This is a genomic window from Arthrobacter sp. UYEF20, from assembly GCF_040546335.1.
In the GTDB taxonomy this organism is placed as follows: domain Bacteria; phylum Actinomycetota; class Actinomycetes; order Actinomycetales; family Micrococcaceae; genus Arthrobacter.
In genome coordinates this window covers 58,384-69,876 of record NZ_JBEPNP010000009.1, presented here as the reverse complement: position 1 = coordinate 69,876, position 11,493 = coordinate 58,384, and the positions used below count along the sequence as shown (strand labels likewise).

Here is an 11,493-nt window from a genome sequence, read left to right as displayed (position 1 = left end):
GAACTGACCGGACTGCCCGGACGGGGCTGCCCGGACCAGGCGTGAGGGCGGGGCTGCCCGGGACCAGGCGTGCGGCTACTTGCCGGAGTCGTCAGCCGAGACGAGCTTCAGCGAGACGGAATTGATGCAAAAGCGCTGGTCGGTGGGGGTTCCGTAGCCTTCGCCGTCGAACACATGGCCCAGATGGGAATCGCAGGTGGCGCAGCGGACTTCCACACGTTCCATGCCCAGCGTGCGGTCGTGGATGTAGCGGACGGTGCCCTCCGCGAGCGGCGCCCAGAAGGAGGGCCAGCCGCAGTGGGAGTCGAACTTCTCGTTGCTCGTGAAGAGCTCGGTGCCGCAGGCCCGGCACTGGTAGACGCCCGAGGTATGGGTGTCCCAGTACTCGCCGGTGTACGGGCGCTCGGTTCCGGCCTGGCGCAGTACCCGGTACTCTTCCGGGGTCAGCTCCTGGCGCCACTGCTCATCTGACTTTTCGACCGCTGTGCTGGCCGTTTCGGCGGCATCCCCGGCGGCGGGAGCTGCTACGGGCGTGACTTTGGGCCTGTGGTTAAAGATGCTCATAGCCTAAATAACGCTCAGGAGTCCCCGATAAATCCCGATCCGGCGTACAGATGCAGGACCGGCAGGCCCAGCTTGTCCTGTGCCTTGTTGGCCCAGTCGGTGTGGAAGGTGTCAGCGACGGCGTGCGGGCGGGTGATCACCACAGCCTGTCCGGCGCCGAGTTCCTTGACCTTGGCGACCAGGCCGTCAACGGCCCTGCCTTCGACGATTTCGCCCGAGACGCTGCCGCCCAGCCCGGCCAGGGCCGCGAGCGAGAGCGCCAGCGTTTCGGCCGCTTCAGCCCGTTCCCCGGCAGGGTTGGAGTGTGCCGTCAGTTCACGGAAGGCCTTGGATATTTCCAGCAGGGAAAGGTTTTCCAGGAAGTCCACCAGCAGGTGCCGCTCGGTATTGGCGGGTACCAGGACCACCAGGGGAGCATCACCGCCGGCAACCAGGGCTTCGATGTTGACGCGGTCATCCGCGCCGAGGGGCTCTTCTGTCAAAATGACGATTGGATCACTCATGCCCCCAGCCTAGCCGTGCGCTACTGGCCCGGCACGAATTTGCCCGTGTCCGGGCCTGCCTCGCCCGGCGCGGCGCACGCAGCCGGGTCTCGGAACGGCCCGGATGCCGCTGTGAGCGCCGCGTTCGGTAAGAATGGTGGCATGGCTTCCTCCCAGCGACTCCTGCCGGACCCGCCCCGGATCCCCACCGCCCGCGTATCCCGTGCCCGAGGTAAGGCGGTCACCGCCGCGGCAGCACCCGGGACCGAGGCATCGTTGCCCGCCAGCGCCAAGTGGGTCCTGGGGGGCATCATCGGCGGGAGCGCCGCGGCCGGACTGCTCGCCGCCGGATCCTCCGCCCTGGCCCTGTACTTCGCCCGCCGGGTGATCACCCCGGACAGGGTCCGCGACGAGGACCAGGAAATCCTCGCGGTGATCCGTGACGGGCACGGGCTGCAGGTCATCCTCGCGGCCACCCCCGATAACACCGTTGAGGGCGTCTACGGCTTCATTTTCGACGGCGGCCGGGGCCACGCGCGGATCGGCCGGATCGTGTCCTACTCGCCGGCGGAGCGCACGGTGCTGCGGGAAGTCGAGGCGGTCTACAGCGGCGACCTCACCAAGGCGCGGCGCGGCTGGTGGACCGGCGCCGCGCACCCGGACGCCGCCAGCATCGGCCTCGCCTCGGAAGAGGTGCAGATCGACGTCGACGGCGGGACCGCACCGGCGTGGCTCATCCGGGCACCCGAGGCGGACACCTGGGCGATCATGGTCCACGGGCGCGGGGCGAACCGGCTCGAAGGCCTGCGGGCCGTCCGCACAGCACACGAACTGGGCATGTCCAGCCTGCTGATCTCCTACCGCAACGACGGGCTCGCGCCATCAGCCCTGGACGGACGCTACGGCCTCGGTTCCACCGAATGGCGGGACGTCGAGGCGGCCATCGGCTACGCCCTGGCGCAGGGCGCCCGCGAGGTGGTGCTGTTCGGCTGGTCGATGGGCGGCGCCATCTGCCTGCAGACCGCGGACCTCTCCCGCTATCACCACCTGATCCGGGCCATGGTGCTCGACGCCCCGGTGATCAACTGGGTGAACGTGCTGGCGCACCACGCGGAGCTCAACCGGATCCCGTCCGCCGTGGGCCGCTACGGGCAGCTGATGATGAGCCACAAGCTGGGCCGCCGGCTGACCGGCCTCGCCGCGCCGGTGGACCTGAAGACGATGGACTGGGTCTCGCGCGCCGTGGAACTGCGGACGCCGACGCTGATCCTGCACAGCGTCGACGACGAATACGTCCCGTACGGCCCGTCGGCGGCCCTGGCCGAGAAGAACCCCGAGATGGTCACCTTCGAGAAGTTCGACCGCGCCCTGCATACCAAGGAATGGAACGTGGACCCGGAGCGCTGGGAAGGGCTCGTGGCGGCCTGGCTGGGCCGGCAGCTCGCCCCCCGGCCCAACCCGGGCCAGTCCGGCCCGGAACTGCCCTAACCGCGCCGAGGCGGCACTTCACGGCAATGTTTTGCGCGGATACTGCGGCGAAATGCCATCTCGACGGTGCGCAACCCGTGATGTTCAGTCCCGGCCGGTGCCGATCCGGGCCGTGCGGGCGCCGGTGAGCCGGATCAGTTCGGCCGGGCTGAGCTCGATGTCCAGGCCGCGCCGCCCGCCCGAGACCAGGATCGTGTCCAGGGCCAGGGCGCTGTCGTCCACCACCGTGGGGGAGGGCTGCCGCTGCCCCAGCGGCGAGATCCCGCCGAGCACGTAGCCGGTCCGGCGTTCCGCGGCGGCGGGGTCCGCCATCGCGGCTTTCTTGGCGCCCAGGGCCGCGGCCATCGCCTTGAGGTCCAGGTTGCCGCTCACCGGAACCACCCCGACGGCGAGCCGCCCGTCGACGTCGACCATCAGGGTCTTGAACACCCGGGCGGGATCGACGCCAAGGACCTCCGCGGCCTCCAGCCCGTAGCTGGCCGCCGCGGGGTCATGGCTGTACGGGTGCGAGACAAAAGGAACCCCGGCCGCCGCGAGGGCCGCGGTGGCCGGAGTTCCCTGTGACGCCTGTTTGCGGGCCATCAGCAGTTGCCGAACGTCAGGAGTGCTGCGGAAGCGCGGCAACCTTGCGCTTGATCCGGCCCAGCATCGCCGTCATGCCGCGCATGCGCAGGGGAGTGATGGCGCGGGTGAGGCCCAGCAGCTCCGGCATGTCGTCCGGGACGGCCAGGATCTCGGCCGGGCTGAGCCCGTCGAGTCCTTCGCGCAGGACGCCGGCGAAGCCCCGGGTGGTCGGGGCTTCCGGGGGCGCCTTGAAGAAGAGCCGCACGCCGTCCGGCGCACCGCCGTCGCGCGGCTCCGTCTCGATGGTGAGGAACAGCGGCGTCTGGCACTCGACCACCTGCTCCATGAGCTCCGGGTGGTCCTTGAGCCGGTCCGGGAGCTCCGGAAGCTCGCGCGAGAAATCGAGCAGCAGCTGCAGCCGGTCGGGTTCGGTCAGGGCCTGGAAGTCGTCAACAATTTCCGCCAGCGCGGCGGGGAGGGCAGAAGTATTCATCACTCCCAGCTTACGCACGGCAGCCGATTGTGTCCCGGTCCGGCCACACTGAGCTTCAGTTGTCCCCTTCAGTGGCCAGCCGGAACCGTGCCAGCCGGAACCGCGCCGCGTTCGGTGCCCTTGACGATCGGGACGCGCACGGCGTTGCCCCATTCGGTCCAGGAGCCGTCATAGTTGCGGACGGTGTCGAAGCCCAGGAGGTACTTCAGCGCGAACCAGGTGTGGCTGGAACGCTCGCCGATGCGGCAGTAGGCCACGACGTCGTCGCCCGCCTTCAGGCCGGCTTCACCGAGGTAGAGCGCTTCAAGTTCGGGGCGGTTGCGGTAGGTTCCGTCGCCGGCGGCCGCGCGGGCCCACGGGATGGAGGCAGCCGTCGGGATGTGGCCGCCGCGCAGGGCACCTTCCTCAGGGTAGGCGGGCATGTGCGTGCGCTGGCCGGTGTATTCCTCGGGGGAGCGGACGTCGATCAGCGGCTTGCCGAAGTGCGCCAGGACATCGTCCTTGAAGGCCCGGATCGGGGCGTCGTTGCGCTCCACGACGGGGTATTCGCCGGGAACGGGCACGGTGGTCTCGGTGCTGAGGGCACGGTCCTCGGCGATCCACTTGTCGCGGCCGCCGTCCAGGAGCCGGACGTCCTCGTGGCCGAAGAGCGTGAACACCCACAGGGCGTAGGCCGCCCACCAGTTCGATTTGTCGCCGTAGATCACCACGGTGCTGTCGCGGGAGATCCCCTTGGCCGCTGCCAGGGCGGCAAACGCCCGGCCGTCCACGTAGTCGCGGGTGACTTCATCGTTCAGGTCGGTGTGCCAGTCGACTTTCACCGCTCCGGGGATGTGGCCGGTCTCGTAGACCAACACATCCTCGTCGGATTCCACCACCACCAGCTTGCCGCCGTCGAGGGCGCCGGCTTCGATTTCAGTGGCCAGCCACTCGGTGGAGACCAGCCGCTCCGGGTGGGCGTAGGCGGCAAACTTTTCGTTCTGCTCAACGGGATAGGGCATGGTGATGGCCTTTCACTGAATCGGTCAGGGCCGGGCCACGGACGGATCGATGGCGGCGCCGGGTCTCCTACAACAGTAGCCACGCACCGCCGGGAATGTCCCGCCCCCGTTCACACTCGGAAATATGGCCTTCGTCACGTGGGCCGGCCGCTCCCTCGGCCGCTCACAAGCAGGGCCTGCGTTGCCGGTATTCTTGCTGGGGACAAGTGACCAGCAGAACGGACCACCTTGGTACAGATCGAACAGCTCGCCGCCCGCACCCCGGCAGTTTCAGTGGATGAACTCCTCACCGGTTTTTATCCCTCGCCGCGCTTCGGTGAGGTGTCGTTTTCCAGCTACCGGCCGGATCATTCCCAGCCCAGCCAGGCTGCGGCGGTCCGGGCGCTCGAGAGCTTCGCTGCGGGCGTCGGCGCGCGCGACGGCGACGGGCTCTTCAAGCGGCTCTTCGGGAAGAAGGACACCTCGCGCGCCGGGATCTACCTCGACGGCGGATTCGGCGTCGGCAAGACCCACCTGCTTGCCTCCCTGTGGCACGCCGCCCCCGGGCCCAAGGCGTTCGGCACCTTCGTCGAATACACCAACCTGGTGGGCGCGTTGTCCTTCCGCAAGACCGTGGAGGCGCTGAGCCACTACAAGCTGGTCTGCATCGACGAATTCGAGCTCGACGATCCGGGCGACACCGTTCTGATGTCCCGGCTGATGCGCGAACTGGCCGACGCCGGCGTCAAGCTGGCGGCCACCTCCAACACCCTGCCGGGGTCCCTGGGCGACGGCCGCTTTGCCGCCGTCGACTTCGCCCGAGAAATCCAGGTGCTGGCGGACCAGTTCGACGTCGTCCGGATCGACGGCGAGGACTTCCGCCACCGTGGCCTGCCGGCCGCACCGTTGCCGCTGCGCAACGATGACCTGACACACCATATGCATGCCGAATTCGACGGCAAGACGGTGGCGCGCGACGAATTCAGCACCCTGATCAACCACCTGGCGGGTGTCCACCCGAGCCGCTACCGCCAGCTGCTGGACGGCATCGAGGGCGTGGTGTGGAAGAACGTCCACACCATTACGGAACAGGCTGTCGCGCTGCGCTTTGTGGTGCTGGCGGACCGGCTCTACGACAAGGATGTGCCGATCCTCGCCAGCGGTGTGCCGTTCGATCAGCTGTTCACCGAGGAAATGATGACCGGCGGGTACACGAAAAAGTATTTCCGGGCGGTGTCCCGGCTGACCGCACTGGCCCGCGAGGGCCAGAACCACGAACCCTCCTAGCCGCCGGGAGCAACGCGGGGTCACTTGGCGCCCAAAGCCCCAACAAGCCCAAGAGCGTCGGCGGCCAAAGACAACGACGGCGTCGGCCACATCAGTCGAGCCGGGGAAGAGGAGTGCCGGGGCTCCGGCCGGAGCCGAATCGGCCCGGCCGGAGCCCCGCGGCACCAGTTGACATCAGCGTACCGCGGTAGCGGTCTGCTCCTGGAACGCCGGCACGACGTGCTCGATGAAGAGCTCGAGCGAGCGTTTCTTCTCCTCATGGGTCAGGCTGTTGTCGGACCAAAGGCTGAACTCGTCTACGCCGAGTGCCTCGTAGTGGCGGAGCCGCTCGATCAACTCGTCAGGCGTCCCGATTAGCGCCGTCTGGTGGAGGGACTCTGGCGTGAACTCCGGGCGGTCGGCGAATTTCTCTGCAGGGCTGGGCTCGAGGAAACCGTTCTTGGGAGTGGTCTTGTTTCCGAACCAGGCATCAAATGTCCGGTAGAACTTCTGGATGCCTTCGGCCGGACGCCGCCATCCCTCGGGCTCGTCGGCGGGGTGGACATGCGTGTGGCGCAGCACCATGAGGTCCGGGCGGGGGACGCCGGGGTTGTTCTCCACAGCGGTGTTGAACTTGTGTGCAAGGTCTTCGACTTCCTCGTCGCCCTTCATGAGCGGCGTCACCATCACGTTGCAGCCGTTAGCGACGGCGAACTCGTGTGAGGAGATGTCGCGGGCGGCGATCCACATGGGCGGGGTCGGCTTCTGCAGAGGCTTGGGGACGCTGGTGGAGGTCGGGAACTGCCAGACCTCGCCGTCGTGGGCGTAGTCGCCTTTCCAGAGCGCGCGCACGGCCGGGACGAGCTCGCGCAGGTGCTTGCCGCCATCGACTGCGGACATACCGCCCATGAGGCGGTCGAACTCGAACTGGTAGGCGCCGCGTGCCAGGCCCACTTCCATGCGGCCGTTGCTGATGACATCCAGGAGCGCGGTCTCGCCGGCTACGCGCAGCGGGTTCCAGAAGGGTGCGATGATCGTTCCGGCGCCCAGCCGAATGCGCGACGTGCGCGCTGCCAGGTATGCAAGCTGGGGCATGGGACTGGGAGAGATGGTGTACTCCATCGAGTGATGCTCACCAATCCAGACGGTGCTGAACCCTCCGGCTTCCGCGATGAGGGCGAGTTCCGTGAGGTTCTCGAAGCACTCGCGGTGTGAGACGGATTCGTCCCAGCGCTCCATGTGGGCAAAGAGGGAAAAGCGCATTAGTGACTCCTTCGTTCTGCGACGATGTTGGCCGACGCTTGATGGGTGGGTGCTGCGTCCCGGGCTGCGGCGCTGCGTTCGGCAATTGTCTGGTCGCCGCGGGACCAGTGCTCGTGTTCAATTTCCCGGACTATCACGGTGGTGTTTTCCGGTGTCGCGCCCACAGAGTTCTCGGCTGCACGGTGCAGTGCGCGAATGAGAGAGCGGAGTTGCTCGGGGGTCCGGCCCCGGGCGATCGAGACTTCGATAAGAGGCAATGTGGTCAGCTCCTCATGATGAAGGGGTCGGCGAGGGGAGATTCGTCCGTGTTGATCCAGACGCTCTTGACCCGGGTGTATTCGCGGATGCTTTCGATGCCGTGTTCGACTCCGACGCCACTGGTTTTGAAGCCTTCGCGTGGTGATTGGGGGGACATGGTGCGGTAGGTGTTTACCCAGATGGTGCCGGCTTCCAGGCGGCTGGCCATGCGGTGCGCCCTGGAGAGGTTGGTGGTCCAGATGCCGGCGGCCAGTCCGTAGCTGGTGTCGTTCGCGAGCCGGAGGACTTCTTCCTCGGTTTCAAAAGGCATGATCGCGGCTACGGGGCCGAAGATCTCTTCCCTGACCACGCGCATGGAGTTGTTGACGTCGGTGAGGACGGTGGGTTCGAAGAAGTAGCCGCCGAGGCCGGTGTTGGGCCGGCCGCCGCCGGTAAGGACGGTGGCGCCTTCGGAGACGCCGAGGTCGACGTAACTGGCGACTTTGTCCCGCTGGTCCTGGAAGGCCAGCGGCCCGAGTTCGGTGGCGTCCAGGAGCGGGTCTCCGATGACGATGCTGCGGGCGCGGTTGGCGACCCGCTCAAGCAGTTCGTCGTAGACGGACGTGTGAGCGAACACGCGGCTGCCTGCGATGCAGGTCTGGCCGGCCGCGGCGAAGATGCCGGCAACCACTCCCATGGAGGCATTGGCTATGTCCGCGTCGGCGAAGACAATGTTGGGGGATTTGCCGCCCAGTTCCAGCGTCGAGCCGATAAAGCGGGATGCGGTGGAGGAGGCAATGCGGGCACCGGTGGCGGTGCTGCCGGTGAAGGAGATTTTCGCCAGCCGGCGGTCATCGACGAGTGCGGCTCCGGCTTCTGCGCCGAAGCCGGTGACGACGTTGATGACACCGGGCGGGAATCCGGCTTCGTTGGCCAGTGCGGCCAGGCGCAGAACGGTGGCGGAGGTGTATTCGGACGGTTTGATCACGATGGTGTTGCCCGTTGCGAGGGCGGGGGCGAGCTTGCTGGTGGTCAGCGTCAGCGGCGAGTTCCATGGCGTGATGGCGCCCACGACCCCGAGGGGTTCGCGGAGGGTGTAGTTCAGCATGGCCCGGCTGGAGCCCGGGATGGTGTCGCCTTGGATTTTGTCAGCCAGTCCGGCGTAGTAGTAGTAGTACTCGGGCATCGCGGCAAGCTGGGCGCGCATTTCCCGCAGGAGTTTGCCGTTGTCTTCGGATTCCATGCGGGCGAGTTCGTCCGCATGTTCGCCCACGAGGTCGCCCAGCCGGCGGAGCAGGTGCCCGCGCTTGGTCTGGCTGAGGTCCCGCCATGCGGGGTTTTCGAAGGCTGCCGCCGCGGCTGACACGGCCCGCTCGACGTCGGCCTCGTTACCGCGCGCGGCCCGGTAGAGAACGTCCAGCGTGGCAGGGTTGGTGCTGTCGAAGTATTCCCCGGATGAGGGCGGAGCCCATTCCCCGTTGATGAAGTGCTCGTAGCGGCGATCAGTGGACATGTGAATGCTCCTTGATGAAAGCAGTGAGGGTGGTGGCGAGCTCTTGGGGGCGTTCCACCGGCATCATGTGGCGGGTCCCGCCGATGACGGAGTACGTGCAGCCGGGGATGGCCGCGGCGAGCCGGGCGCTCATCTCCGGCGTCGACCCCGGGTCCAGCTCGCCGGTCACGGCAAGGGACGGAACGGTGATCCGGACGAGTTCGGGCGCGATTTCCGCGTCAGCGGTTGCGAAGACGCGGTAGCAGGCCAGGAAGGACTGCGGGTCGTTGCGAAGCAGGACTTCCTTGGTCGCCTCGATCAGTTCCGCCGGGACGGGGGAGCCTTCCGGGTACCACCGGCGGATCGAGGTTTCCACCGTTGCGGGGAAGTCGGATGCCGCTGAGGCCAGGCGCATCATCACCGCGGCGTGCTCCTGCGCCGTCCGGTCGCACACCGATCCGACGGAGACCAGGGAAGCAACCAGATCGGGCCGGAACCGGGCCAGGTGCTGCGCGACGAGGGCACCCAGTGAGAACCCCACCACATGGGTGCCCGGTTCCAGGCGCTCCGCGACGTCCGCCGCGAGTTCGGCCAGCGTCACCCCTTCGGGCGCAGCCTCCCGGCCTCCGTGCCCAAGGAGTTCGAGGACCTGAATGTCGTATTCCGGTTCGAGGAATTCACGCAGGGGCGCCCACATCGACCCGTCGAGGCCGACGCCGTGGATCAGTGCTACGCGGGCGCGGCTCACGACGGCGGACACCTACTTCGTTTCGGTGGTGAACGCCGCGAGGCGCTGCTGCGGGCGTCCCTGGGCCGCGGCGGCGAGGGCGATCACGATTTCATCGGCGTGGGGTGCGTCGTTGATCCGCACCTCGATGCTCTGGTGGTGGGAGCGGATCGTCGCATCCGTGATGTGCTTGAGCGGAATGTCGAACACGACGCCGGCGGGGCCGCGTTTTTCCACGGCCGGCAAGAGCGTGGTGGCTTTGGCCGCGTCACGGAAGTGATTTCCAAAGGCAAGGGTGTGGATGAGGCCGGAACCGTGCTCGATTTCACCGTTGAGGCCGACGATGGCGGCCTTGCCGTATGCTTCGGCGGGTGCGCCGAGGGCCTCGAGCACGCGGGGGGCGAGCAGGGCGCCGATGTCGGAGGCGTTGCCGTCGATCCCGGCGGAGAGGTCCTCGACGAAACCCTGGCCGGCCCAGGGGTTCTTGATGATGGCTGCGACGACGGCGACCCGCGCGTTGGGCGTGACGTCGCGGCCGCCTTCGATGAGGATGTCTTCGGTCAGGGTGACGATTTTGCGGATGCTCATGAAATCAGTTCTCCTAGGGTTTCTGCTTTGACGACGGGGTCGGTGAGGCGGTCTCCGATGCGCGAATGCGGTCGGGGTCCGGTGGATGCGCCGAGCACGACGACGATTTCCCCGGGCCGTGGCGCGTCACCGATCCGTGTGGTGATGGTCTGGTAATGCGTGCGGGTGGCGGCGGCGTTCTTGTGCCAGAGGGGCACCACCAGCGTGGCGCCGGCCTCGGCCCGGTCATCGGCGAAGCAGATGATGGATTCGCCGTCGAAATACTCCCGGACGAGGTTGCCGAAGAACGGTGTGTGGATGAGTGCGGCGCCGTGTTCGATTTCGCCGCCGGTGCCCACAATTGCTGCCTTGCCGAAGGCCTGGATCGCGTCCACGCCCCCGAGTGCGGTGGTGAGTATGTCGGTGAGTTTGCGCGCGAGGATCGGGGCGAGCTGGACGACTTCCTCGTTCAGGTCATCGGTGGGCCTTCCACCCAGCCACGGGTTGGCGACCACGGCCGCAGCCGTGGCGCGGACTGCCGGGACGGCGGGGGAGACGCCGTTTTCGAGCAGGGTCTCCTCGCTGTAATAGACGATCTTGCGGATGTCGAAGCCCTGGACGTTCATCATTTGGCCCCGGCCAGGGCGTGAAAAATGGAGAAGCGCATGGCTTCCTTTCGTGGTTGGTTCAGTTCCGGAGCGACCGCACTGGTTCGGTGAGCGCCTCTCGGGACGAGGCGTGGACGTGGTTCCTCATGGCGGTTTCGGCGCCGAAGGGGTCTTTGTGTTCGATCATTTCGAGGACGGCGCGGTGCTCGCGGGTGGAGGCTGCGATCCTGCCCGGGTGTTCAATGGTGCGCAGGACCAGCCGCTGGTAGGCGAGCTGGTTCATGAGCCGCTCATAGTGCTCCGCAAGTTTGAGATTGTCCGAGCCCCGGACGATTGTCCAGTGAAACTCATGTACTAGCCGGGAGTAGGCCTTGCTGTCATTCGTGAGGACCGCGGCCTCGGAGTCCTCGAGATTCAGGCGGAGGGCAGACAGTTCCGGTGTCTCGCCGCGGCGGGCGAGCAGCGATGCTGCGAGCCCCTCGAGGGACTCCTTGAGCTGGAACAGTTCGATGATCTCCCTGTGGGTCGGCTCGCGGACGAAGGTTCCCACCTTCGGACGTATCTCCACCAGTCCCTCATTCTGAAGCTGCTTGAGGGCTTCCCGTACAGGAGTGCGGCTGACTTCGAATTCCTGGGCAAGGAAAGCCTCCGGCAGCACTGCGCCCGGCGGGAATTCGCCTCCCAGGACGAGCCCCCGGATCTTTTCGAGGAGGCCCTGCCGTTCCGCCGCTTCAACACTGAGCACCATTTCTTCTTGCATGC

The 11,493-nt window shown here is 67.1% G+C and carries 14 protein-coding genes; 2 read left to right on the top strand and 12 right to left on the bottom strand.

Features of this window, described 5'->3' with window-relative positions; translation table 11 throughout:
• Nucleotides 1-75 precede the first annotated feature (75 nt).
• On the bottom strand, nt 76-564 hold the full coding sequence (gene msrB / locus ABIB26_RS11945) for a peptide-methionine (R)-S-oxide reductase MsrB (RefSeq protein ID WP_354243056.1): 489 nt from the start codon (nt 562-564) through the stop codon (nt 76-78).
• Between the two features lie 14 nt (nt 565-578).
• Nucleotides 579-1,067, bottom strand: coding sequence for a hypothetical protein (locus ABIB26_RS11940; protein WP_354243053.1), 489 nt, complete (start codon nt 1,065-1,067; stop codon nt 579-581).
• A gap of 141 nt (nt 1,068-1,208) precedes the next feature.
• Between ABIB26_RS11940 and ABIB26_RS11935 the strand changes: the two genes are divergently transcribed.
• Nucleotides 1,209-2,534: an alpha/beta hydrolase family protein gene (locus ABIB26_RS11935; protein WP_354243050.1), complete on the top strand. Its 1,326-nt coding sequence runs from the start codon at nt 1,209-1,211 to the stop codon at nt 2,532-2,534.
• 84 nt (nt 2,535-2,618) lie between these two features.
• On the opposite strand, the gene ybaK is transcribed toward ABIB26_RS11935, so the two are convergent.
• The 3 genes from ybaK to ABIB26_RS11920 all read right to left on the bottom strand — a co-directional run bounded on the left by ybaK (nt 2,619) and on the right by ABIB26_RS11920 (nt 4,592).
• Nucleotides 2,619-3,116, bottom strand: coding sequence for a Cys-tRNA(Pro) deacylase (gene ybaK / locus ABIB26_RS11930; RefSeq protein WP_354243047.1), 498 nt, complete (start codon nt 3,114-3,116; stop codon nt 2,619-2,621).
• A 16-nt stretch (nt 3,117-3,132) separates the two neighbouring features.
• The gene (locus tag ABIB26_RS11925; protein ID WP_354243044.1) at nt 3,133-3,591 is read right to left on the bottom strand and encodes a SufE family protein; all 459 of its coding nucleotides are present in this window, start codon (nt 3,589-3,591) and stop codon (nt 3,133-3,135) included.
• A gap of 68 nt (nt 3,592-3,659) precedes the next feature.
• Nucleotides 3,660-4,592 (bottom strand): sulfurtransferase, encoded by a 933-nt coding sequence (locus ABIB26_RS11920; protein ID WP_354243041.1) that lies wholly within the window; start codon nt 4,590-4,592, stop codon nt 3,660-3,662.
• Nucleotides 4,593-4,820: 228 nt separating this feature from the next.
• On the opposite strand from ABIB26_RS11920, the gene zapE reads away from it, so the two are divergent.
• Complete coding sequence (zapE, locus tag ABIB26_RS11915) at nt 4,821-5,858, top strand: cell division protein ZapE (protein WP_354243038.1); 1,038 nt, start codon at nt 4,821-4,823, stop codon at nt 5,856-5,858.
• A gap of 174 nt (nt 5,859-6,032) precedes the next feature.
• Here the strand turns inward: zapE and ABIB26_RS11910 are convergent, their stop codons facing one another.
• The 7 genes from ABIB26_RS11910 to ABIB26_RS11880 are packed head-to-tail and all read right to left on the bottom strand — an operon-like array spanning nt 6,033 to nt 11,491.
• Nucleotides 6,033-7,100, bottom strand: a complete 1,068-nt coding sequence (locus ABIB26_RS11910; RefSeq protein WP_354243035.1) for an LLM class flavin-dependent oxidoreductase — start codon at nt 7,098-7,100, stop codon at nt 6,033-6,035.
• Nucleotides 7,100-7,357, bottom strand: coding sequence for a tautomerase family protein (locus ABIB26_RS11905; RefSeq protein WP_354243033.1), 258 nt, complete (start codon nt 7,355-7,357; stop codon nt 7,100-7,102). The genes ABIB26_RS11910 and ABIB26_RS11905 overlap by 1 nt, the downstream gene beginning before the upstream one ends.
• Nucleotides 7,358-7,362: 5 nt before the next feature.
• Nucleotides 7,363-8,850 (bottom strand): aldehyde dehydrogenase, encoded by a 1,488-nt coding sequence (locus tag ABIB26_RS11900; protein ID WP_354243030.1) that lies wholly within the window; start codon nt 8,848-8,850, stop codon nt 7,363-7,365.
• Nucleotides 8,840-9,577 (bottom strand): alpha/beta fold hydrolase, encoded by a 738-nt coding sequence (locus ABIB26_RS11895; protein ID WP_354243027.1) that lies wholly within the window; start codon nt 9,575-9,577, stop codon nt 8,840-8,842. The genes ABIB26_RS11900 and ABIB26_RS11895 overlap by 11 nt, the downstream gene beginning before the upstream one ends.
• A gap of 12 nt (nt 9,578-9,589) precedes the next feature.
• Nucleotides 9,590-10,144 (bottom strand): amino acid synthesis family protein, encoded by a 555-nt coding sequence (locus ABIB26_RS11890; protein ID WP_354243025.1) that lies wholly within the window; start codon nt 10,142-10,144, stop codon nt 9,590-9,592.
• Nucleotides 10,141-10,752 (bottom strand): amino acid synthesis family protein, encoded by a 612-nt coding sequence (locus ABIB26_RS11885; protein ID WP_354243022.1) that lies wholly within the window; start codon nt 10,750-10,752, stop codon nt 10,141-10,143. Before ABIB26_RS11885 ends, ABIB26_RS11890 begins: the two co-directional genes overlap by 4 nt.
• A gap of 58 nt (nt 10,753-10,810) precedes the next feature.
• A complete protein-coding gene (locus ABIB26_RS11880; protein WP_354243019.1) occupies nt 10,811-11,491 on the bottom strand; it encodes a GntR family transcriptional regulator in 681 nt (226 codons plus the stop codon).
• Nucleotides 11,492-11,493: the final 2 nt, after the last annotated feature.